22 protein-coding genes are annotated in these 22,813 nt (G+C 64.9%); 12 read left to right on the top strand and 10 right to left on the bottom strand.

The genetic code is table 11. From position 1 onward, the window contains the following. Positions 1-71 precede the first annotated feature (71 nt). Positions 72-740 carry an FMN-binding negative transcriptional regulator gene (locus BRAGE_RS0116700; RefSeq protein ID WP_027557877.1) on the top strand — a complete coding sequence of 223 codons (669 nt, stop codon included), beginning with the start codon at positions 72-74 and terminating at the stop codon, positions 738-740. Next, positions 737-1,720 carry an N-acetyl-gamma-glutamyl-phosphate reductase gene (gene argC / locus BRAGE_RS0116695; RefSeq protein WP_027557878.1) on the top strand — a complete coding sequence of 328 codons (984 nt, stop codon included), beginning with the start codon at positions 737-739 and terminating at the stop codon, positions 1,718-1,720. The genes BRAGE_RS0116700 and argC overlap by 4 nt, the downstream gene beginning before the upstream one ends. 119 nt (positions 1,721-1,839) lie before the next feature. On the opposite strand, the gene BRAGE_RS0116690 is transcribed toward argC, so the two are convergent. The 4 genes from BRAGE_RS0116690 to BRAGE_RS0116675 form a co-directional block, all read right to left on the bottom strand. Then, on the bottom strand, positions 1,840-2,610 hold the full coding sequence (locus tag BRAGE_RS0116690) for an outer membrane protein (protein ID WP_027557879.1): 771 nt from the start codon (positions 2,608-2,610) through the stop codon (positions 1,840-1,842). Between the two features lie 176 nt (positions 2,611-2,786). Further along, positions 2,787-3,653 (bottom strand): ornithine carbamoyltransferase, encoded by an 867-nt coding sequence (locus tag BRAGE_RS0116685; protein ID WP_027557880.1) that lies wholly within the window; start codon positions 3,651-3,653, stop codon positions 2,787-2,789. A 33-nt stretch (positions 3,654-3,686) separates the two neighbouring features. Beyond that, on the bottom strand, positions 3,687-4,085 hold the full coding sequence (locus tag BRAGE_RS0116680) for an MAPEG family protein (RefSeq protein ID WP_027557881.1): 399 nt from the start codon (positions 4,083-4,085) through the stop codon (positions 3,687-3,689). Between the two features lie 131 nt (positions 4,086-4,216). Continuing rightward, the gene (locus BRAGE_RS0116675) at positions 4,217-6,025 is read right to left on the bottom strand and encodes a PHA/PHB synthase family protein (protein ID WP_027557882.1); all 1,809 of its coding nucleotides are present in this window, start codon (positions 6,023-6,025) and stop codon (positions 4,217-4,219) included. A gap of 254 nt (positions 6,026-6,279) precedes the next feature. Between BRAGE_RS0116675 and BRAGE_RS0116670 the strand changes: the two genes are divergently transcribed. The 5 genes from BRAGE_RS0116670 to BRAGE_RS0116650 all read left to right on the top strand — a co-directional run bounded on the left by BRAGE_RS0116670 (position 6,280) and on the right by BRAGE_RS0116650 (position 11,340). Next, positions 6,280-6,552, top strand: coding sequence for a hypothetical protein (locus tag BRAGE_RS0116670; RefSeq protein WP_027557883.1), 273 nt, complete (start codon positions 6,280-6,282; stop codon positions 6,550-6,552). Between the two features lie 217 nt (positions 6,553-6,769). Then, on the top strand, positions 6,770-7,990 hold the full coding sequence (locus BRAGE_RS0116665) for an LL-diaminopimelate aminotransferase (protein ID WP_027557884.1): 1,221 nt from the start codon (positions 6,770-6,772) through the stop codon (positions 7,988-7,990). A 30-nt stretch (positions 7,991-8,020) separates the two neighbouring features. Further along, on the top strand, positions 8,021-9,337 hold the full coding sequence (locus BRAGE_RS0116660; protein ID WP_027557885.1) for a homoserine dehydrogenase: 1,317 nt from the start codon (positions 8,021-8,023) through the stop codon (positions 9,335-9,337). A 138-nt stretch (positions 9,338-9,475) separates the two neighbouring features. Then, a complete protein-coding gene (gene glpX, locus BRAGE_RS0116655; RefSeq protein WP_027557886.1) occupies positions 9,476-10,477 on the top strand; it encodes a class II fructose-bisphosphatase in 1,002 nt (333 codons plus the stop codon). A 143-nt stretch (positions 10,478-10,620) separates the two neighbouring features. Beyond that, a complete protein-coding gene (locus BRAGE_RS0116650) occupies positions 10,621-11,340 on the top strand; it encodes a haloacid dehalogenase type II (protein WP_027557887.1) in 720 nt (239 codons plus the stop codon). Between the two features lie 19 nt (positions 11,341-11,359). Here the strand turns inward: BRAGE_RS0116650 and BRAGE_RS0116645 are convergent, their stop codons facing one another. Continuing rightward, positions 11,360-12,235, bottom strand: coding sequence for an ABC transporter substrate-binding protein (locus tag BRAGE_RS0116645; protein ID WP_159073915.1), 876 nt, complete (start codon positions 12,233-12,235; stop codon positions 11,360-11,362). 88 nt (positions 12,236-12,323) lie between these two features. On the opposite strand from BRAGE_RS0116645, the gene BRAGE_RS48760 reads away from it, so the two are divergent. Beyond that, on the top strand, positions 12,324-13,250 hold the full coding sequence (locus tag BRAGE_RS48760; RefSeq protein WP_159073916.1) for a LysR family transcriptional regulator: 927 nt from the start codon (positions 12,324-12,326) through the stop codon (positions 13,248-13,250). Positions 13,251-13,284: 34 nt separating this feature from the next. On the opposite strand, the gene BRAGE_RS0116635 is transcribed toward BRAGE_RS48760, so the two are convergent. Next, a complete protein-coding gene (locus BRAGE_RS0116635) occupies positions 13,285-13,899 on the bottom strand; it encodes a TetR/AcrR family transcriptional regulator (RefSeq protein WP_051377904.1) in 615 nt (204 codons plus the stop codon). 262 nt (positions 13,900-14,161) lie between these two features. Here BRAGE_RS0116635 and BRAGE_RS0116630 point away from each other — a divergent pair, with 262 nt between their 5' ends. Together BRAGE_RS0116630 and BRAGE_RS0116625 are read left to right on the top strand one after the other, a co-directional pair. Beyond that, a complete protein-coding gene (locus tag BRAGE_RS0116630; RefSeq protein WP_028146301.1) occupies positions 14,162-15,364 on the top strand; it encodes an efflux RND transporter periplasmic adaptor subunit in 1,203 nt (400 codons plus the stop codon). A gap of 5 nt (positions 15,365-15,369) precedes the next feature. Then, the gene (locus BRAGE_RS0116625; RefSeq protein WP_027557891.1) at positions 15,370-18,513 is read left to right on the top strand and encodes an efflux RND transporter permease subunit; all 3,144 of its coding nucleotides are present in this window, start codon (positions 15,370-15,372) and stop codon (positions 18,511-18,513) included. A gap of 85 nt (positions 18,514-18,598) precedes the next feature. On the opposite strand, the gene BRAGE_RS0116620 is transcribed toward BRAGE_RS0116625, so the two are convergent. The 4 genes from BRAGE_RS0116620 to BRAGE_RS0116605 form a co-directional block, all read right to left on the bottom strand. Then, a complete protein-coding gene (locus BRAGE_RS0116620; protein ID WP_027557892.1) occupies positions 18,599-19,285 on the bottom strand; it encodes an alpha/beta fold hydrolase in 687 nt (228 codons plus the stop codon). Positions 19,286-19,453: 168 nt separating this feature from the next. After that, positions 19,454-19,870, bottom strand: a complete 417-nt coding sequence (locus BRAGE_RS0116615) for a cupin domain-containing protein (protein WP_027557893.1) — start codon at positions 19,868-19,870, stop codon at positions 19,454-19,456. 46 nt (positions 19,871-19,916) lie between these two features. Continuing rightward, positions 19,917-20,660, bottom strand: a complete 744-nt coding sequence (locus BRAGE_RS0116610) for an SDR family oxidoreductase (protein ID WP_027557894.1) — start codon at positions 20,658-20,660, stop codon at positions 19,917-19,919. Between the two features lie 178 nt (positions 20,661-20,838). Continuing rightward, entirely contained in the window at positions 20,839-21,771 is a 933-nt protein-coding gene (locus BRAGE_RS0116605; protein WP_027557895.1) for a LysR family transcriptional regulator, read from the bottom strand. A 102-nt stretch (positions 21,772-21,873) separates the two neighbouring features. Here BRAGE_RS0116605 and BRAGE_RS0116600 point away from each other — a divergent pair, with 102 nt between their 5' ends. Together BRAGE_RS0116600 and BRAGE_RS0116595 are read left to right on the top strand one after the other, a co-directional pair. Then, positions 21,874-22,200, top strand: coding sequence for a hypothetical protein (locus tag BRAGE_RS0116600; RefSeq protein WP_027557896.1), 327 nt, complete (start codon positions 21,874-21,876; stop codon positions 22,198-22,200). Between the two features lie 16 nt (positions 22,201-22,216). Continuing rightward, positions 22,217-22,690 carry a hypothetical protein gene (locus BRAGE_RS0116595; protein WP_027557897.1) on the top strand — a complete coding sequence of 158 codons (474 nt, stop codon included), beginning with the start codon at positions 22,217-22,219 and terminating at the stop codon, positions 22,688-22,690. Positions 22,691-22,813 lie beyond the last annotated feature (123 nt).

The following is a 22,813-nucleotide window of genomic DNA, read 5'->3' as shown; positions in this document are numbered from 1 at the left end:
CGCGGCATTCTCTCTCCTGTCAGCGCGATCTGATCCGGCGGCCCCCCAAGGAGGCCCAGCAGGAGACCACGATGTACACGCCACCATTTTTCAAGCAGGACCGCGCCGCGAGCCTGAAATTCGCCGAGGAGCGCGGCTTCGGCACCATGTGCGCCTTCGACGGCTACAAACCGGTGGCCTCGTCGCTGCCGTTCTATCTGACCTATGCCGCCGACGGCACGCCGCAGGCCGCCTTTCATGTCGCCCGTCACAATCCGCTGCTAAAGCTTGCGGGCGGCGATGCCTCGTGGCTGCTCGCGGTCAACGGCCCCGATGCCTATGTATCGCCGGACTGGTACGTCTCGCCGGACCAGGTCCCGACCTGGCTGTACCAGTCGGTGCATCTGAGCGGGCCAGTGCGGCTGTTGTCGGGCGACGAGCTGTCGGTGCAGATCGATACGCTCAGCGACAAGTTCGAGAACTGGCTGCTGCCGAAGAAGCCCTGGACCTCGGCCAAGATGACGGCGGGCCGGCTCGAGGCGTTGAAGAAGGGGATCGTGGGTCTGGTCATGACGGTTGAAGAGGTTGAAGGCAGCTTCAAGCTCAACCAGCACAAGTCGGACGCCGACTATGCGGCGATCGCCAATGCGCTCGGGGCACAGCCTGCTGCCGACGCCAGAGAGATCGCGCAATTGATGCAGGACGTGAGGCCGGAGGCCTTCGTGAACGAAACCAACATGCTCGAAAGGAGCGCGCCATGAGCCTCACGGAAACCACCAAAGCCCCGACCACCGGCGCTCCGAAGAAGCCGGCCACCGTCTTCGTCGACGGCGGCTCCGGCACCACCGGCCTTGGCATCAACGAGCGGCTGAAGCTCCAGAGCGACGTCGTGGTAAAGACCATTGCCGATGACAAGCGCAAGGACCCCGTGGCGAAGAAGGCGCTGATGGAAGAGGTGGACCTCGTCATCCTCTGCCTGCCCGACGATGCCGCCAAGGAAACTGTGGCGCTGGTCGACAGCATGGGCAATTCCGCGCCGAAGGTGCTGGACGCCTCGACCGCGTACCGGGTCGCGCCCGATTGGGCCTATGGCTTCCCCGAGCTGACGCCGGGCCAGGCCGCCAAGATCAAGGCCGCGAACAAGGTCTCCAATCCCGGCTGCTATCCGACCGGCGGCATCGCGCTGCTGCGGCCGATCGTCGATGCGGGTCTGCTGCCTTCCGATTATCCCATCACCGTCAACGCGGTGAGCGGCTTTTCCGGCGGCGGCAAGTCGATGATCGCAAGCTTCGAGGACGGCAGCGCGCCGTCGTTCGAGCTCTACGGCCTCGGCTTCGAGCACAAGCATCTGCCGGAGCTGCAGCTCTATTCGAACCTGACGCGGCGGCCGATCTTCATCCCCTCGGTCGGCAATTACCGGCAGGGCATGCTGGTCTCGATCCCGCTGCAGCTCGACACGCTGCCGGGCAGGCCTGGTGGTGCCGACCTCCAAGCCGCGATGGCCAAGCGCTATGCCGGGTCGAAATACGTCAAGGTGATGCCGCTGCAGAACGAGGCGACCAAGGGCGGCCGGCTCGAGCCGGAGGCCCTCAACGAGACCAACATGCTCGAGCTCTACGTCTTCGCCAGCGACAAGTATCACCAGGCGGTGCTGGTCGCGCGGCTCGACAATCTCGGCAAGGGTGCCTCGGGTGCCGCCGTGCAGAACATGCGGCTGATGCTGGGATTGCAGGAGGAGTAGGGCGCGCTTCTGCCGCGTCATGGCCCGTCTTGTCCCGGCCATCCACGCGTTGCCGCGATCAAGGAAGAACGTGGATGCCCGGGGCAAGCCCGGGCATGACGACTACGAGGTTGGTGCGCTCAGTATTTCGCGATGACCGGCCCGCCAAACCGGTAGTTGATACGGGCAGTGATCAGGTCGACGTCCTGGCCGATGCGCTCGGTGCGCGAGAACGTGCCGGCAGCAGGCGCCGCCAGGCCGGTCGCCAGCAGGGTGACGTCGCGGTGACCCATGAACATGTGGTCGTATTCGAGGCCAACCGACCAGTTCGGGGCAAAGCCGTATTCGAAGCCGACGCCGACAGTGCCGCCCCAGCGGGTCTCGTTGGCACGATCAAACTCCGCCCCAGCCAGACCGCCCGTACCGATACCGCTGTAGCGATCACGGGTGACGGCGGCGCCGCCCTTCACGTAGAGCAGCGCGTTGTTCCAGGCGTAGCCGACCTGGCCGGTGAACAGGCCGAAGGCGTCGACGCGGGTGCGGTTGGCGACGCCGAGCACGGTGCTCGTATTCCGGCCAGAGAGATCGGCCCAGTCGCCCTGGGCTTCGAGGCCGAACACGAAGGTGCTGCTCTGCCAGCGGTAGCCGACCTGGCCGCCGGCAACGGCGCCGGTCGCATCATGGCAGCCTTCGGATACGCCGGGGGCGAAGCCGACCGTCTGGTCCCAGCACTTGCGTGACGTGCCGTAACCGCCGTTGGCGCCGATATAGAAACCGCTCCAGTCGTAGATCGCGGCGATCATCGGCGGCGCCTTGGTGTAGGGCCGGGCGGCGAGATCTGCGGCACCGGCTTCGGTCGCGAAGGCGGCCAGAGAGAGGGCGCCAAGCGCGGATGCAATCTTCCAATTCATGTCAGCCCCGAATCAATCAATTGAGATGGGTGAATATAACTGTGGATGAGTGACAATCTGTGCGAGCAAACCGGCAGGCTGTCGTTTTCGTCCGCGGTGTTGTCGCTCGGCAACATGGCGGCGCTCGCCGGCGCCCGAAGACCCGGCTTGCACCGGTCGCGAGCCTTCCCCCGCCTTTACGCGACCGTCCATTCGAGCAGCGCATTCTGCGCGTGCAGGAGATAGGCCTTTGCCGGCGGGCTCTGGCAGGCCGGATGCGACGTCGCATCGGCGCTGACCTCCTGACCTCTGGTCACGGGCGGGCAGGGCAGGAAAATCACGTCGGGGCGGCACCGGTTCAGGGTCGCGGCCGATATCCGGTAGCTCGCCAGTTGATCGTCCTGTGCTCCGACAGGCCAGCAGTCCGTGATGATCACGTCCGCATCGAACGAGGCGTCGAGATCGGTCGTGGCGGTGAAGTTCGGGCTGGCGAGATCCCTGACATGCCAGTCCGACGGATAGGCCTGGGTCACCTTGATCGGCAGCGCGATCGAGGCTTCAACCCAGGACCGAAGGATATTGGCATCGGGCGCTACGCCAACGACCTTGAGATCGTCGAGATGCCCTCGCTTGCTCCTGACATAGGCGAGATCGCCGAGCGTCTCGCAAGGATGGTTCGAGCGCGTTCTCGCATTGATGACCGGCGCTTCCGCGCTGGCCGCGAGCTCTCGCAAGGCCGACAGCTCCCGTGTCCGCACGACCAGGATGTCGAACCAATTGTCGAGATATTTCGCGAGATCGGCGGTGGCCTCGGCGGCATTGAGCCTGACCGGCGCATGGACGCAGATGCCGCCCATCGCCTGGATGCCGAGGTCGAAAGCGGTGGTATTGCGCCATCCGCCATCGTCGACGATGAGCCCGACGCGCTTGCCGGCGAGCGGCTGCGGCATGACGCGGTCGCGCCAGGCCGCCGCGAGCACTTGCGCGCGGTCGACGATCGATCTGATCGTGTTCGCGTCGACGTCCTGGAACTGGAGAAAGTCCCGGTTGGCTTCGTGATGCATTGCTAAGCGTTGCCGCGCGTCGGGGGCGCGCGATCAGAATACCCTGAAGATTGCCAGCACCAGCACGGCCTGCGCCAGGAAGCCGACGGTAAAGGCGAGGGTGCGGAACACCGGGATGCCGAGCGCATAGACAATCAGATGCGCGACGCGCGACCAGAAATAGACCGCGCAGGCGAGCACGGTCCATTTCGAGGAATAGTCGATCGCGTTCAGGATCAGCACCAGCGGTGCGAACAGCACGAGGTTCTCGACCGCGTTGTCATGGGCGAACATTAGGCGGTTCGCCCATTCGGCTTGCGGCTTGTCGCCGCGCGAGGGGTTGGCCAAGGCGCCGCTAAGCCCCCGAACCTGGCAGCGGTTGATGGTGTAGGGAATCCAGAGGATCCCGGTCAGGATCACCGTACAGGTCAGCCAGAACAATTCGCGCGTCATAACCCGGTCCCCTCTGTCGTCGCTGTGCTTGAGGCGAGCTTATACAAACGAGAAAGATTGCGCCATGCGCCTCGTATTCGTTTGCGCATGATCTCTCCGGAAAACCGCTTCGCACTTTTCCGGATCATGCGCTACGCGCGGACCCTGACATAGCTGCCGGGCGCGTCCTCGATCGGAGGCAGGGCATCGCTGCCGATGCTGCGCGCGGGCACTTCCTCCGGATCGAGGCTGCCCAGCCATTCGCGCCAGTCCGGCCACCACGAGCCCTTGTGCTCGACCGCGCCCTTCATCCAGTCCGCGACCGTGATGTCCTTGATGTTGTCGTTGGTCCAGTACTGGTACTTGTTCGAGGCGGGCGGGTTGACGACGCCGGCGATGTGCCCCGAGCCCGACAGCACATACTTCACCGGTCCGCCGAAGAACTGCGAGCCATACAGCACCGATTCCGCCGGTGCGATGTGGTCCTCGCGGGTGGCGAGGTTGTAGACGGGCACCTTGACCTTGGAGAGATCGAGCAGGGTGTTGTCGAGCACCATGGTGCCGGTCGACAGCCGGTTCTCCAGATAGCAATTGCGCAGGTAGTAGGAATGGTTCGCCTGCGTCATCCGTGTCGCGTCGGAATTCCAGTGCAACAGGTCGAACGCGCTCGGCTGCTGCCCCTTCAGATAGTTGCTGACGACGTAGGACCAGATCAGGTCGTTGGAGCGCAGCATGTTGAAGGCCATCGCCATCTTCGAGCCTTCGAGCACGCCGGCTGCCTTCATGTCGTGCTCGAGCGCTGCGATCTGCTCCTCGTCGACGAAGACGAGGAGGTCGCCGGCGTGGGTGAAGTCGACTTGGGCGGCGAAGAACGTCGCGGACGACACCCGCTGGCGGCGCTTCTCGGCGAGCCAGGCCAGCGTGGTCGCAAGCATGGTGCCGCCGACGCAATAGCCGGCGGTGTGCACCTTCATCTCGCCGGTGACCTTCTCGATCACGTCCATCGCCGTGAGCGGGCCTTCCTTCATGTAGTCTTCCCAGCTCTTGTTGCCGAGCCGCTTGTCGGGATTGACCCATGAGATCACGAACACGGTGATGCCCTGGTCGACGCACCACTTGATGTAGGATTTCTCCGGCTTGAGATCGAGGATGTAGAACTTGTTGATCCAGGGCGGCACGATCAGGAGCGGGGTGCGCAGCACCTTCTCCGTGGTCGGCGCATACTGGATCAGCTGCATCATCTCGTTCTGGTAGATCACCTTGCCCGGCGTCGTCGCCATGTTGACGCCGACGACGAGGTTGTCCGGATTGGACTGGCGGATCTTCAGCATGCCCTTGCCGGCGGCGATGTCCTCGGCGAGCATCTTCAGGCCGCGCGCGAGATTTTCGCCGCTGCTCGCCACCGTCTCGCGCAGCACTTCCGGATTGGTCAGCACGAAGTTCGACGGCGAGATCGCGTTGGTGACCTGCTGGACGTAGAACTCCGCCTTGCGGCGGGTCTGCGGATCGAGCCCTTCCGCATCGCGCACCAGTTCCTGCGCCCATTTGCTCGTCAGCAGATAGAGCTGCATCATGAAATCGAAGAACTGGTTCGACTTCCATTCCGGATCGGCAAAGCGCTTGTCGCGCGGCGAGGGCGCGATCGCGGGCGCGGCGTCCTGGCCGGCCATGCGGCGTGCCGCCGTGCCCCAGAGATCGAGATAGTCCTTGGCGAGCTTGGTCTGGAGGTCGGAGGAGCGGGACGTATCCGACAGCCAGTATTCCGCGACCGAGGTGAAGGTCTTGACCACTTCCGTCAGCTCGGCCGGCGGACGGTCCTGCACCTCGCCGCTCTCGCGCGGCTTGAGGTAGGCCGCGAGCGCCTTGCCGCCGCTCTCCATCGCCCGCGCGACATTCATCGCGAAGGCTTCCGCATCGAACTTGGTCTCGGGTTTGGGCGTGTCGGTCGTGACGGTACTCATGACCAGAACAGTAACGATTCATTCCGTATTCGTCACCGCGAAGCTAGCATCTTTGGCGTTAAACACTCTCGAAGATGTGTTGCGGTGCGACAAATTTTCTTGGTTCCGTCACAATCGAGCCGCACCGCTCGTCTTGGTAGTTTCGGGCTGTTTTCTCGCTCGCACCATTTCGGGCAGCAATGGTTTGAGCTTGGGCGTGGTGTCGGGTAGGCTTGCCCGAGGCCGTGCTTTGGGACGAGTAGGGGATTTCCCAAGTGTTGGCGTTTAGGGACCTGCAAAAGTCGCTACGGATCTGTGGCGCGCTGAGCGTGGCATTTGTGCTTGCCGGCTGCTCGAGCCAGCTTGCCGATCTCACGCCCGCGGATGCGCAGGCGCATCCCAAGGAGCCCGGCAGCTATCTGCCGGTACACGACCTGCCGCCGGATCGCGACCAGGCGGTCATTCCGCCGGAGCAGCGCGCCAAGATCGAGGCCGAACTCGCCGCCGCCCGCGATCGCCAGGCCACTGCTGCCAAGGATGCGAAATAGCGCAGCGCAAGGTAATCGCTGGCGCCCCCGTCGTGCCGTGCTAAAAGACCTCAGTTCAGCCGAGAGTCAGGGCGAACGACTTCAGCCACCATCGTCGAAAATTGCTCTAAGTATTTGATTTTGAGTGATTTGCGCGAGAGGGGCGGGGCGCCTTTCGAAGGCGGCCGCCATGGCCTGTCGATTCTGTCCTGACCGGTTGCCCGGAGCCCAGAGAGCCATGGAAGAATTTTACCGCATTCGCCGCCTTCCGCCTTACGTGTTCGAGCAGGTCAACCGGGCCAAGGCGGCCGCGCGGAATGCCGGCGCCGACATCATCGACCTCGGCATGGGCAATCCGGATCTGCCGGCGCCGCCGCACGTGCTGGAGAAGCTCAAGGAGACGCTCGGCAAGCCGCGCACCGACCGCTACTCGGCCTCGCGCGGCATCCCCGGCCTGCGTCGGGCCCAGGCCGCCTATTACGCCCGCCGCTTCGGCGTGAAGCTCAACCCCGACACCCAGATCGTGGCGACGCTCGGCTCCAAGGAGGGCTTTGCCAATGTGGCCCAGGCGATCACCGCGCCGGGCGACGTCATCCTGTGTCCGAACCCGAGCTATCCGATTCACGCCTTCGGCTTTTTGATGGCGGGCGGCGTGATCCGCTCGGTACCCTCCGAGCCGACGCCGCAATTCTTCGAGGCGGTGGAGCGGGCGATCGTGCATTCGATCCCCAAGCCGCTGGCGCTCGTCGTCTGCTATCCGTCGAACCCGACCGCCTATGTCGCGAGCCTCGACTTCTACAAGGACCTCGTCGCCTTCGCGAAGAAGCACGAGATCCTGATCCTGTCGGACCTCGCTTATGCCGAGGTCTATTTCGACGAGAACAACCCGCCGCCCTCGGTGCTCCAGGTGCCCGGCGCGATCGACGTCACCGTCGAGTTCACCTCGATGTCGAAGACCTATTCCATGGCCGGCTGGCGCATGGGCTTTGCGGTCGGCAATGACCGCGTGATCGCGGCACTCGCGCGCGTCAAATCCTACCTCGACTACGGCGCCTTCACGCCGGTGCAGGTCGCCGCGACCGCCGCGCTGAACGGCCCTGATGATTGCATCAAGGAGATGCGCGACACCTATCGCAAGCGCCGCGACGCGCTGGTGGAATCGTTCGGCCGGGCGGGGTGGGAGATCCCGCCGCCGGAAGCCTCGATGTTCGCCTGGGTGCCGCTGCCGGAGGCCTTCCGCAGTGTCGGTAGCATGCAGTTCGCGACCCTGATGGTGGAGAAAAGCGGCGTCGCGGTCTCGCCCGGCGTCGGCTTCGGCGAGCATGGCGAAGGGTATGTCCGCATCGCCATGGTGGAAAACGAGCAACGGATCAGGCAGGCCGCGCGCGGCGTGCGCCGCTTCCTTGAAAGCGGCATCGAAACGTTGCACAACGTGGTTCCGCTCGCCAATCGGCGCTAAGCTTCTCTTCGGCAGGTTTTCTAAGACATCATGGTTGCACCCCTGAAAGTGGGCATAGCGGGGCTCGGCACCGTGGGCGCCGAAGTTGTCCGTTTGATTGAAACGCAGGCCCGTGTGCTCGCGGGCCGCAGCGGCCGCGGTATTCGCGTCGTCGCCGTCACCGCGCGCTCGAAGGCGAAGAAGCGCGGCGTCGATCTGCGCGGCGTCGAATGGGCCAGGGATCCGATGGCACTCGCCACCCATCCTGAGGTCGACTGCTTCGTCGAGTTGATGGGCGGCGCCGGCGATCCCGCGCTCTCCGCGGTCGAGGCCGCGCTGGCCGCCGGCAAGTCGGTCGTTACCGCCAACAAGGCGCTGCTCGCCAAGCACGGCATCAAGCTGGCGAAAGCCGCTGAAACGCACGGCGGCGCGCTGAATTTCGAGGCAGCGGTCGGCGCTGCGATCCCTGTCATCAAGACGTTGCGCGAAGGTCTTGCCGGAACCGGCATCAGCCGCGTCTACGGCATCCTCAACGGCACCTGCAATTACATTCTGACCCGGATGGAGCAGGAAGGCCTGTCCTTCGCCGAATGCCTGAAGGACGCGCAGCGGCTCGGCTATGCCGAGGCCGATCCGTCCTTCGACGTCGACGGCCATGACACCGCGCAGAAGCTCGCGATCCTCGCCAGCCTCGCTTTCGGCACGAAAGTTGCTCAAAGTGCGGTGTATGTCGAAGGCATCTCCTCCATCGCGCCGGAAGATCTTCGTGCCGCCGCCGATCTCGGTTACCGGGTCAAGCTGCTCGGCGTTGCCGTTCGCACCGCCAAGGGCATCGAGCAGCGCGTGCATCCGACCATGGTTCCAAAATCCTCCTCGATCGCGCAGGTGATGGGTGTCACCAATGCGGTCACGATCGATGGCGAGGGCATTCCGCCGATCACGCTGGTCGGCCCCGGTGCGGGCGGTGCTGCCACCGCATCCGCCGTCGTCGCCGACATCGCCGACGTCGCGCGCGGCATCCGCGCCAACCCGTTCGGCCGGCCGATCGCGCAGCTCCACGACACCAAGAAGGCGCCGATGGAGCGTCACGAGGGCGGCTATTACATCCGCCTCCTGGCGCGCGATTTCCCGGGCACCGCGGCTGCGATCGCGACCCGGCTCGCGGAGCAGAAGATTTCGATCGAGTCGATCGTGCAGCGCCATCCCAATGGCGGCGCTGCGCCCAGCGACGGCAAGGCGGTCCCCGTGCCCGTCATCCTGATCACCTATGCCACGCATGAGGACGCCGTGCGCCGCGCGCTCGCCGCCGTGCAGAAGGACAAGGTGATCAGCGGACGGCCGCAGGTCATACGGATTGAGAAGAACTAGAGCATGACCCGGAAAGATGTGAAGCGGTTTTCCGAAAAGGTCATGCTCAAACAATGACACGGTTCGAACGAACTGTGGGTGTTACGAGTTGATGCGGACAGGGCGTCCTGTCCAAAACTGTTTCGAAGGAGTTAGCCGATGTCGACCCATATTGAAGTCCCTCCGCACGCATTGCTCGAGCGCATTCTCACGCTGGAGATCGTGCGGGTGACGGAGCGGGCGGCGGTGTCCTCGGCGCGACTGCGCGGGCACGGCAACGAGAAGGCGGCCGACCAGGCCGCGGTGGACGCGATGCGGCGCGAGCTCAACAAGCTGCCGATCCAGGGCACCATCGTGATCGGCGAGGGCGAGCGCGACGAGGCGCCGATGCTCTATATCGGCGAGCAAGTCGGCCTCAAGGCCGGCCCGCAGGTCGACATCGCGGTCGACCCGCTCGAGGGCACCACGCTGTGCGCCAAGAACATGCCGGGCTCGATCGCCACCATGGCGATGGCCGACGGCGGCACGCTGCTGCATGCGCCCGACGTCTACATGGAGAAGCTCGCGATCGGTCCCGGCTACGACAAGGGTGTTGTCGAAATTGATGCCTCGCCCGCCGACAACGTCCGCCGCCTCGCCAAGGCCAAGGGTGTCAAGCCCGAAGGCATCACCGTTCTCGTGCTCGACCGTCCGCGTCATGCCAGCATCATCGAAAGCGTGCGCTCGACCGGCGCTGCGGTGCGCCTGATCACCGACGGCGACGTCGCCGGCGTGATCCACTGCGCCGACCCCGACAACACCGGCGTCGACATGTATCTCGGCACCGGCGGTGCGCCGGAAGGCGTGCTCGCGGCCGTGGCGCTGCGCTGCATCGGCGGCCAGATGCAGTGCCGCCTGATCCTCGATTCCGACGAGAAGCGCGAGCGCGCTGCCAAGATGGGCGTCAACGATCCCAAGATGATCTACGGCATCGAGGACATGGCGCGCGGCGACTGCCTGTTCGCCGCCACCGGCGTCACCACGGGCTCGCTGCTCTCGGGCGTCAAGTTCCGCAAGGACGGCGTGATCGAGACCGAGACGGTGGTGATGCGCTCCGTCACCGGCACCGTGCGCTACATCAAGGCCGAGCACCGCGAGCTCGCGAAGTTCCATCTGGACTAAGTCCTCTGACGTCATTCCGGGGCGACGGGACCGCGCAAAGCGCGGCCCGGAGAACCCGGAATCTCGCGCCACAACTTCTGGATTCCGGGCTCGCGACTTCGTCGCGCCCCGGAATGACAACAAGAACAACAGAGGAAGCGCACATGTCCGATCTCACCGCCGTCAAAGCCCTGGTCTTCGACGTGTTCGGCACGGTCGTGGACTGGCGCACCAGCCTAATCACCGACTTCATGTGGTGGGCGAAGGGCCGCGGCATCAGCGCCGACTGGACCGCTCTGGTCGACGGCTGGCGCGGCATGTACGTCGCCTCGATGGACGACGTGCGCAAGCATCCCGAGCGCGGTTATGTCATGCTCGATGACCTGCACCGCCGCTCGCTGGAGAAGCTGGTCGAGAAGTTCGAGATCAAGGACCTCACCGCCGCCGATCTCGACCATCTCACCAAGGGCTGGCACCGCCTCAATCCCTGGCCTGACAGCGTCGCCGGCCTGACGCGTCTGAAGACCAAGTTCGTGATCTCGCCGCTGTCGAACGGCAACGTCGCGCTGCTCACCAACATGGCGAAGTACGCCGGTCTGCCGTGGGACCTCATCATGTCGGCCGAGCTGTTCGAGCACTACAAGCCCGATCCCGAGACCTATCTCGGCGCGGCAAAGCTGCTCTGCCTTAAGCCGCAAGAGGTGATGATGGTCGCCGCCCACAACGGCGATCTCGCCGCCGCGCAGAAAAACGGCCTGAAGACCGCGTTCGTGGCGCGGCCGACCGAGTACGGCCCGCTTCAGAAGGTCGATTTCGAAGCGACCGGCAACTGGGACATCGTTGCCAGGGATTTTGGCGGGGTCGCTGACAGGCTGGGGTGCTAGGACAGCGGAACGCCCGCTCTCAAATCCTCCCGAACGCGACCGTGGCCTTGTCGTAGGTGCCTTCGCCCATCGTGCCGTCCTTGAAGATGCCGTGCTTCGCGATCCAGTCGAACGACTGCTCGTAGATCTCGCGAGAATAGGGTTCGAACACGATCCGCTCGCCCGGGCCCCAGCGTCTGGTGTCCATGGCCGCGTGAAAGCGCTCCGGAAATTCGTTCTTGTAGTAGCGGGTGTAGAGCTCCGGACGCAGGTCGATGTCGCGCTGGGCCTTCTTCAGGGCGCGGAAATAGCGCTTGATGTCCTCGGGCGCCGGATCGCCGTTGATCATGGACGCGATCATGAACGTCGTGTCGATGATCTTGCGATAGCCGAGCTGCTCGGCGAAATAATAGGGGCCGTTGAACAGCGCGGCCGCCTCGCTCTTGCCCTCGAACAACAGCTCCATGCGGCGGAACAGCATGCCGTCCTCGAAGGTCAGGTTGATCTCGCCGGGCGCCAGATACGGTTCGAGCGCCTGGATCGTCGAATAATGGCTGCCTGACTGGAAGCCGACCGAGATCGGCACGCCGGCGAGATCCGACGGTGTGCGGATCCTTGAATCGGCCGGAACGAAGATTCCCGAAGGCGCGACCGAGTAGACGTCGGCGTAGAGCTTGGCGTGGCCGTTCGAGGCCGCGACATTGACGGTCCAGTGGCAGGCGCAGCTGACGTCGGCCTTGCGCCCCTTCTCGATGCTCTGGAACGCGCCTTCATTGACCTTGTTGTGGTGCTGGCCCTCGGTCGAGCGGATCAGCTCGCGAAATTCGTAGTCGAGCCCTTCGTCGCGAAAATAGCCTTTCTCCTCGGCCACCCATTCCTGCAGGCGGAAATGAGACTCGATCACGAATTTGGTCATGGCGTCCTCCATGTTCGCGTGGCCGTTCGATTGACTGCAGGATAGCAAACGGCGAAGCTCGATCCATGGCCGCAAGGGAATGTTTCATATGTCGAAAATGGAATCTTCCGGGATCGACTTCCGCGACTTGCGCGTGCTCGATGCATTGATCCGCGAGGGCAGCATCACGCGCGCGGCCGCGAGCCTCGAGACCACGCAGCCGGCGATCAGCAAGCTCCGGGCAAGATTGCGGCTGCGCTTCGACGATCCCTTGTTCGTGCGACGTGGCACCGGCGTGCAGCCGACGGCACGCGCGGTCGAGATGGCCGCCCAGGTCCGCGCCCTGCTCGAGATGGCCGACCGGTTATGGCAGGAGCGGTTGCCGTTCGATCCCGGGAAATCCGAGAAGACTTTCAGCCTGCTTTTGACCGACGTCGGCATGGTGCGGTTCCTGCCGCCTTTGGTGGCGCGCCTCGCCGAACTCGCTCCGCGGGTTCAGCTCCGCGCCATGCCGCTCGATTCCCGGCACTTCGCGCTCAAGCTGGAGGCGGGGGAGGCGGACCTTGCGCTCGGCGCCTTGCCGCGCGCGGCGGGGCATCTTCGCTCGCAGCGGCTCTATTCGGACGGCTACGCAAGCGTCGTGAGGCGAGGCCATCCGAGGCCGGCAGAGGCGCGCACGCGACGGGGATTTCTCGAAGAGAAGCATATCGTGATCACGGCGTCCGAGACCGGGCATGCGGCCCATCTCGAGACGCAGCGCGTGCTGACGCGCGCGATCGCGCACACAAATATCCTGTTGCAGGTGCCGAGCTTCATCGCGGGCGCGATCGTCGCCTCGCAGACGGATGGGGTCGCGACCTTGCCCGCCAATCTCGCCGCCATCGTCGCCGAGCCGCTCGGAATGACGGTGTTCAGGACACCGATTGCGCTACCGCGGATCGAGATCGCGCAATATTGGCATGAGCGCTACCATCGCGATCCCGCCCACCGCTGGCTACGATCGGTCACGCTCGACCTGTTCGGCAATCGCGCCTGACAGGAGAGAAGAGAAGCGCCGACGCGGTCGCGGTTCAGGATCGCGCCGGCGTTACGCTGCCGGACGGACGGTCAGCTTCAGCGCCATCCTCCGCCGCACAGAACGTCGCAATCGCCAGGTCGATCCGCCGGTCCACCGCGCGGCGGTTGAGGCGAAAGCCGGTGTCGGTCAGCAGCCTGAAATGATCATGGCCGAACACCATGCCGAACAGCATTTCGGCGACCAGGCGCAGCGGCACGTCCTCGAAACGGGGCTCCAGGCGGATAGTCCTCAGCAGCTCGACGATATGCTGCGTGCCGCTCTCCATGATGACCTCGGCAAACATGCGCCCCAGCTCCGGCGAGGCCTGACGTTCACCGATGATCAAACGCTGCAGCGCGATCTCGCCCGGCGATAGCGCCACGTCGGCGGCCTCTCGGAGCATGTTGCGAAGCCGGGTCACTGGCGAACCTTCCGAAGGCGCGTCGGCGTAATCGGCTTCGGGCAGGCTGCGCAGCAGCATGGCGCGAAAGAGTTCGGTCTTGCTCTCGAACAATTTGTAGAGCGTCTTCTTCGACATGCCCGCAGCGCCGGCGATGTCGTCCATAGTGGTCGCGGCAAAACCCTTGCTGGTGAAGGTGTCCTTCGCGGCCGCCAGCAATTGCACCATGCGCGCATCCGGAGCGGGAGGACTCCGTTCCGGCGCGGCATCGCTGCTGGCGTGCCTGCGATTCGCCGATGTTTTCGCCATCCAAAACCTGCCGCCAAATCCGAGCCGCTTCACGACTGCTTGAACGCAACGATGCGCGCAGCCTAGCACTTGACTTCGGGAAAGGAAACTACCAAGTTTCCACATGGAAACTGATGAGTTTCCGGATGTTTCCGCGCGCGGTGCCCGGAAGGGGCCGCAACCTCACCCATGGATCGTCATCATGCGCCCCCCGATCGCCCGTGCTGTTCCGTTGATTGCCCTGCTGCTTGCAGCCTGCGGGGACCAGAGCCAGCAAGCCGGGCCTCCACAGATGGTGCCGGAGGTCGGCGTCGTGACCTTGAAGCCGCAGGAAGCGAAGATTTCGACGGTCCTGCCGGGACGCGTCGTCGCCTATCAGGTCTCCGAGGTCCGGCCGCAGGTCACCGGCATCCTGCTCAAGCGCGACTTCGTCGAGGGCGCCGAGGTGAAGGAGGGCGACCTGCTCTATGAGATCGACCCCGTTCAGTACAAGGCAGGCCTTGCGAGCGCGGAGGCCGCGGTGCAGCGGGCCGAGGCAACGCTGGTCAGCGTCAAGCTGAAGGCTGCGCGCAAAACCCAGCTTTTGCAGACCAACGCCGCCAGCCAGCAGGACGTCGACGACGCGGTCGCTGCCTACAAGCAGGGCGAGGCCGATCTGAAGGCGGCCGAGGCCAACCGCGACACCGCTGCGATTTCGCTCGACCGCACCAAGGTCACCGCCTCGATCTCGGGCCGGATCGGCAAATCGACCATCACGCCCGGTGCGCTCGTCACCGCGAGCCAGGCCACCGCGATGACGACGATCCAGCAGCTTGACCCGGTCTATATCGATCTCGACCAGTCGACCTCCGAGATGGAGCGCCTGCGCAACCAGATTGCGAGCGGCCGTCTCAAGCGCCCGGCCGACGGCGTGCAGGTCGAATTGCTGATGGAGAGCGGCAAGGCCTATGGCCACAAGGGCAAATACGGTTTCACCGATACCAGCGTCAACGAGAGCACCGGCTCGGTCTCCTCGCGCGCGATCTTCGCCAATCCCGAGCGCGCGCTGCTGCCCGGCATGTATGTGCGCGCACGAATCGTCGCCGGCGTCGACCCTGCCGCGATCCTGGTGCCGCAGCGGGCGGTGTCGCGCAATCCGCTGGGGCAGGCGGTGGCGATGTTCGTCGACAAGGACGGCAAGATCCAGCAGCGCACGCTCGATCTCGGCGAGGACGTCGGCGGCAACTGGCTGGTGCGATCAGGCGCCAAGGCGGGCGATCGCCTCGTCGTTGACGGCACGCAAGAGGCGCGCCCCGGCTCGCCCGTGAAGACGGTGGAGGTCGTCGTCGATCCGGCAACCGGCCTCACGGTGAACCCGACCCAGCAGGCCGATGCGCGGCCCGTTCCCACCACAACCGAGCAATAATCATCATGTCGCATTTCTTCATCAAGCGGCCGATCTTCGCCTGGGTCATCGCCATCCTGATCATGCTGGGCGGCGTGCTCGCCATCATGCGCCTGCCGATCGCGCAATATCCGCAGATTGCCCCGACCGTGGTCACGATCACGGCGACCTATCCCGGCGCAAACGCCCAGACCGCCGAGAACTCGGTGACCAAGGTCATCGAGCAGAACATGACCGGCCTCGACCATCTGCAATACATGTCCTCGTCGAGCACCTCGACCGGCGTCGTGCAGATCTCGCTGACCTTCACCAACGAGGCCGATGCCGACATCGCCCAGGTGCAGGTCCAGAACAAGCTTCAGCTCGCGACCCCCTTGCTGCCGCAGGTGGTGCAGCAGCAGGGCATCAAGGTCGTGAAATCGTCGGCGAGCTTCTTGATGGTGCTGGGCTTCGTCTCCGCGGACGGACGGCTCGCCGCCAGCGACATCGCCGATTACGTGGCGTCTTCGGTCAACGATCCCATCAGCCGCGTCGCCGGCGTCGGCCAGGTGACGCTGTTCGGCGCCGAATATGCCATGCGCATCTGGCTCGATCCGGACAAGCTGACCAAATACAATCTGATGCCCGGCGACGTGATCGCGGCGATCCAGACCCAGAACACCCAGGTCACGGCCGGCCAGCTCGGCGGACTTCCGTCCGTCGGCGGCCAGCAGCTCAATGCCACCATCACCTCGCAGAGCCGCCTTCAGACCGTCGAGCAGTTCAAGGACATCATCCTGCGCACCGCGACATCGGGCCAGACGGTCCGCATCGGCGACGTCGCGCGCGTCGAGCTCGGCTCGAAGTCCTACGATTCCACGGCGCGCTACAACGGCAAGCCGGCGGCGGGCATGGGCATCAGCCTTGCGACCGGCGCCAATGCGGTCGCAACCTCCGAAGCGGTGAAGGCGCGCGTCGCCCAGCTCAGTGCCACCATGCCCGAGGGGCTTCGCGTGGTCTATCCCTACGACACCACGCCCTTCGTCAAGCTGTCGATCGAGAAGGTGATCCACACCCTGTTCGAGGCGATCGCGCTCGTCTTCGTCGTGATGTTCGTGTTCCTGCAGAGCTGGCGCGCCACCATCATCCCGACCATCGCGGTGCCGGTGGTGCTGCTCGGCACCTTCGGCGTGCTCTCGCTCGCCGGCTACTCCATCAACACGCTGACGATGTTCGCTATGGTGCTGGCGATCGGCCTGCTGGTCGACGACGCCATCGTCGTGGTCGAGAATGTCGAGCGCGTGATGGTCGAGGAGCATCTCGGCCCGCGCGAGGCGACTGAAAAGTCCATGCGCGAGATCACCGGCGCGCTGGTCGGGATCGGCGTCGTGCTCTCCGCCGTGTTCATCCCGATGGCGTTCTTCAACGGCTCGGTCGGCATCATCTACCGGCAGTTCGCGCTGACCATCGTCACCGCTATGCTGCTCTCGGTGCTGGTGGCGCTGGTGCTGACGCCGGCTTTGTGCGCCACCATCCTGAAGCCGCCAAAACATCACGGCAGCCAGCGCGGCTTCTTCGGCCTGTTCAACCGCGGTTTTGACCGCATGGCGGACGGCTACCAGCGCGCGGCGGGCGGCGCCATCAGGCGCGTCGCGGGCGTGATCATCGCCTTCGCGGCGATCGTCGCCGGCATGGTGTTCCTGTTTCAGCGGCTGCCGAGCTCGTTCCTGCCCGAGGAGGACCAGGGCACGATCATGACCCTGATCCAGCTTCCGGTCGGCGCGACCTCGGCGCGTACGCTCGAAGTCATCAAGCAGGTCGAGCATCAGTACCTCGACAACGAGAAGGATGCGGTGGAGGGCGTGTTCGCGGTCAGTGGCTTCAGCTTCGCGGGGCAGGGCCAGAATGTCGGGCTCGCCTTCGTCAGCCTGAAACCGTTCGATGAGCGCAAGCATCCAGGCACCTCGGCGCAGGCCGTGGTCGGCCGTGCCATGGGGGCGTTCATGAAGATCCGCGACGCCATGGTGTTCGCGGTGTTGCCGCCGTCGATTCCCGGCTTCGGCAATGCCGGCGGCTTCGACCTCTACCTCCAGGACACCGGCGGCAACGGTCACGAGGCGCTGATCCAGGCCCGTAACCAGCTGCTCGGCCAGCTCGCCGCAGACAAGCGGGTCGTGCAGGCGCGGCCGAACGGGCAGGACGACACGCCGCAATTCGATCTCGACGTCGATCAGGCCAAGGCCACTGCGCTCGGCGTCAACCTCAACGACCTCAACACCACGCTGTCGGCGGCTTGGGGCGGCGCCTATGTCAACGACTTCATCGACCGCGGCCGCGTCAAGCAGGTCTATGTGCAGAGCGATGCGCCGTTCCGCATGGACACCAGCGACATCGGCCGCTGGTATGTCCGCAATGCTTCGGGCTCGATGGTGCCGTTCTCGGCGCTCGCCACCGATCGCTGGAGCTTTGGCTCACCGCGCCTCGAACGCTACAACGGCGTTGCCGCCGTCGAGCTCCAGGGCCAGGCGGGGCAGGGCATCAGCTCGGGCGTCGCCATGCAGGCGGTGGAGGAGCAGATGGCCAAGCTCCCCAAGGGCTACGGCCATGAATGGACCGGCTTGTCGTTCCAGGAGCGGCTCACCGGCAGCCAGACCCTGTACCTCTATTCGATCTCGCTGCTGATCGTGTTCCTCAGCCTCGCCGCACTCTATGAGAGCTGGTCGGTGCCGTTCGCGGTGATGCTGACGGTGCCGATCGGCGTGCTCGGTGCGCTGCTCGGAGCGACGCTGTTCAACCAGGCCAACGACGTCTATTTCCAGGTCGGCCTGCTCACGACGATCGGCCTCGCTTCGAAGAACGCGATCCTGATCGTCGAATTCGCGCTGGAGCAGATCGCGGCCGGCCGCGGCCTGGTCGAGGCGACGCTGCATGCGGCGCGCCAGCGCCTGCGTCCGATCCTGATGACCTCGCTCGCCTTCATCCTCGGCGTGCTGCCGCTGGCGGTGGCGACCGGCGCCGGCTCCGCCAGCCAGAACGCGGTCGGCATCGGCGTTGCCGGCGGCATGATCGCGGCAACCGTGCTCGGCATCTTCTTCGTGCCCGCGCTGTTCGTCCTGGTCCGCAAGATTTTCCCGGGCAAGCAGACGGATGCAGCCGAAAATCCCGTCGCCGTTGCGGCGCCCGCGGAATAGATCACAGGCCCGGCAGACACGCGCCGCCGGGCCTGATCTTGAAAGCTATGATCGCATCCGCATCGGGCCGGCAGCGGCGCCGATATCAGCTTTTGGAGACCGCGCTCACAGCCTTGCGGATCACGTCCAGGACCACGTCCGGCTTCGACAGCATGGGGACGTGGGACGAGGTGACTTCGGTCACCGTCGCATTCATGCGCTTCGAGACGGAGCGCTGCAGCTCCGGGTGAACCGTCTGGTCCTGGGTCGCGAGCACATACCAGCTCGGCTTGGATTTCCACGCCGTGCCGTCGACCTTCTGGTTGAAGAGATCTGCCACCGGCGCGCCTTGCGTCGCATACACCAGCTTCTGCTCGGCCTCGGGCAGGTCTCCGGCAAAATGCTTGACGCCGCTTGGCTTCAGCCAGATGCGCCCTTGCGGCGCATCGAGATGGCTGAACACCTCAGTCGTCGGAAACTTCGCAAGCTGACTCTGCGAGGTTTCATCGGCATCGGGGGCGAGCGCGGCGATGTAGACCAGCGCGGCCACCCGCGGATCAGTTCCGGCGTACGTGATCAGCGTGCCGCCATAGGAGTGGCCGACGAGGACCACTGGCCCTGGAACGCGGCCAAGACATGCCGTCACCGCGGCGACGTCGGTTGCGAGTGAATCGAGGCCGTGCTGGCTCGCCATGACTTCATGACCTTCGGCCTGCAATTTCGGGATCAGCTTGCCGAAGCACGATCCGTCAGCCCAGAGGCCGTGTGCGAAAACGATGCCGGGTTTGGTCATGATGGTCTCCGTTGGCTGCTTGTGGGCGAGCGCATGTGCGCGTGAAGCGTGGAGCAGGGGAGCTTCACGCTAGCGCGCCATCAATTCAGCCGACAGAGGGGGCTAGGGATAATCGGGCGAACGCGAAATTGCAGGCCGAGGCAGCTGTGGCGGCCCTCGGCCCGCGCTCTACTTCGCGATCGGCATCACCAGTTCCGTGTCGGCTGTATCCAGCACGAAGACCGCGAGCAGCTTCGCGGGCTCGCTATCACTGGCATTGGCGCTGACGGCATGACGGTCGCCGGGCCGTTCGGAAAAATTCTCGCCCTTGCGATAGACCTTGGCGGGGCCGTCATTGACCTGGCTGCGGATCGCGCCTTCCAGCACGGTGGCATAGATGAACGCGGAGCGCGGGTGCATGTGGGCCGGCGAGGAGCCGCCAGGACCATATTCGACCAGCACGCCCTTCATGCTCTTGCCCGGGACGTTGGGCAGCGTCTGGTCGAAAACGACCGTGATCTTCGCAGGCGACGCTGCCGTCTCGGCTGCATGGGCCGCCATGAAAGTCGCGGCATAAACCGCGGCTGCGATCAGCAATCTGCGCATGGGTAGTCCTTCATTGTGGTTGCAGTGGCCGCGGGATCGCGGATGCTCAGGCCGTCGCCAGCCATGTCGCGAGCGACGTTTTCCCGAGACGTGCCTCGCCGAGCGGGACCAACGAAGTGTCCGCGATGGGAGAGCCATAATATCCTGCCTTCGCGTCACCCACGACCGGACGGCTGTCGCCGGCCGCTTTCAGACGGCGCGCAACGAACTCGTTGAAGGGCGCCTTTTCAGGTCCCGCGATATCGATCGTGCCGTTCAACGGCCGGCCCGTTGCGACCTCGGCGAGGGCAGCGGCCACGTCGTCGGATGCGATCGGCTGGAACGCCGCCGATGGGACGACGATCCGGCCTTCGGCCGCGCCCGACTCCGCGATGGCGCCGAGGAATTCGAAGAACTGGGTGGCGCGCACGATCGAGTAGGGGACCGACGATGCCTTGACGATGGTCTCCTGCGCGAGCTTGGCGCGGAAATAGGCGATGTCGGGCGACCGATCCGTGCCGACGATCGACAGCGCGACGTGATGTTTGACGCCCGCTGCGGCCTCTGTCGTCCCGAGGTTCTTGCTCGATCGCTCGAAGAATTCGAGCACGGCCGCAGGCTCCCAGGACGGCGCGTTGGCGACATCGACGACGACGTCGGCACCGGTCAGCACCGCTGCGAGGCCTTCCCCGGTCACCGCGTTCACGCCCGATTTTGGCGAGGCCGCCACCGCCTCATGGCCCTGTTGCTGCAGCTTCGCCACGAGCTTGGATCCGATCAATCCGGTCCCACCGATCACGACGATCTTCATGGCATGTCTCCTTGGCACTGCGTGAGCTTCAGATGACTAGGACAGCCGGCCTGACGCTCTCAAGCCGGTCTGCGTCATCTGGAAAGTATCTTACGCCAGATGCGACTGAGGCTCTTGCCTGGAACGGGCCAGCCTTGCCGAAAAATGCTCCAGACCGATGGTTCCGGACGGCGCCCGCTTAAAGCTCGGACGCGAGCTGCGCGACCTGTTCGCGCAGCCAGGTGTGAGCCGGATCGTGATCGTAAGAGGCGTGCCAGAGCAGCGAGACCGTGACGTCGCGCAGCTCGATGGGCAGAGGGCTGATGCTGAGCCCCAGCTCGGTGGCAAAGCGGCGCGCCAGCCGCGAGTGTATCGTTACGATGACCGGCGCGCGCGCCACCAATGACGGCACGGTGAGAAAGCGCGGCGTGGTCAGGGCGACGGACCGGCGCAAGCCGAGCTTCTCCAGCGCATCGTCGACGATGCCCCGTGGATTGCGCGCGGGCCGCAGGCTGGTCAGCACATGCGGCAGCCGCACATAGTCGTCGAGCGAGATCGGAGGCTCGATCCCGGTCTTCTCGGCATCGAACATGCACACATAGCTCTCGCTGAACAGCTTGCGGCGCTTGTGGTGGAGCTGTCCCTGCTGGAATGCGTCAAAGCCGATGGCGAGGTCCATCTCGTCGGCATCGAGCTCGTCGAGCAGGCGCGAGGCGTCGAAATTGTAGAGCCGCAGGTGAATGCCGGGCGCGACGTTGCGCATGCGCGCCAGCAGCGCCGGCATGATCAGGACCTCCATGCTGTCAGGCAAGCCGAACCTGAACGTTCGCACCGCTGTTGCCGGATCGAAGGCCTGCTCGCGCGACACCAGCGCTTCGACCTGGGCCAGCATCGACTGCACCGGCTCGAGCAACGTCACCGCGCGCGGCGTGAGGCGCATGCCGTCGGGCCCCCGCGTCAGCAGCTCGTCGCTGAACAGCTCCCGCAGACGCGCGAGGTTGTGGCTCATCGCGGACTGGCCGATGCCGACCCGCGTTGCAGCCCGCGTGACGTTCCGCTCGGTGAGCAGCGCGCCGAGATGGACAAGGAGATTCAGGTCGATACGACCAAGATTGACAGCATCGATACCCATTATCGACCCCATCTGTTTGATCAATGATCTTAGCCTGCCCATGTCCTGCCGCAAGGGAGCAGGCGGGCATCGCGCCCGCCGCCCAAACCAACGGAGGGTCGCATGTCGATCCGCAGCACACTTCTCGCAGCCGCCTTCACCATCGCTTCTCTGGGAGCCGCTCACGCCGCCGGGCTGAAGCCGATCGAGGGCAGCAGCATCCGTCTCGGCGAACTCACGGGCGTTGCCTATTACACCGTCGAGCCCGCCGGATTCCGCGTCGTCACCACGCTCGCGCAGGGCGAGGCCGGGACGCCGATCCGCTTCGTGTCGGTGCTGGCGCCGGGCCAGCGCGTCCTTCTCTCGACGCCGATGGAGGCAAGCGCGCTGGAGATCAGCCGGACCGGCGATCGGCTGACCATCCGCAATCCGAACGCGATCTCGAACTGAATCCCGAGAGCCGGCGATGTCCACGATCCGTCTGCATCGAACCACCACCTTGACCCCGGAGAGGTACATCGCCGCGCTCACCGATTTCGGTCCCGATCGCTCCCATGTGTTCAGCAACAGTGCCGATGAGTATCTCGAACTGCATCATCTCGGCCCGACGCGCGCCGACGTGACGGAAGGCTCGCGCGGTGTCTGGGAGCGGCTGCATTACGACTGGTCCAACCCCAACCGCGTCGTGCTGACGACGATCGATTCCAATGTGTGGGGCGGCGCGTCGGGCCACACCTACAATTTCACGCGGCGGCGCGACGGGATGACCGACATCGACGTCGTCGTCGTGCTCGAAGGCAAGAACCTCAAGGGCTGGATCCTCGGCCTCGTGCTCGGCACCATCGGCAGAGGCGTCCTCGAACGGGCGTTCGAGAACTCCGTCCAGGCGATCGAAAGCCGGAACGTCATTTCAGGTCGTTTCGGAAGAGCCGCCGTTTAGTCAAAAAGCCCGACCGAATTGCACCGAGTACAATGTTCTTATTGTACTGAGATGTGTATCGGCTCATAGTCCGGGCAATCAGAACATTGCACCGGGTTCGCCCGGGACTACGGAGCCACGAAA

This window comes from Bradyrhizobium genosp. SA-4 str. CB756 (assembly GCF_000473125.1).
Classification (GTDB): domain Bacteria; phylum Pseudomonadota; class Alphaproteobacteria; order Rhizobiales; family Xanthobacteraceae; genus Bradyrhizobium; species Bradyrhizobium arachidis.
Note: the sequence above shows the minus strand (reverse complement) of the source record. Positions and strands in the feature narration are given on the sequence as shown.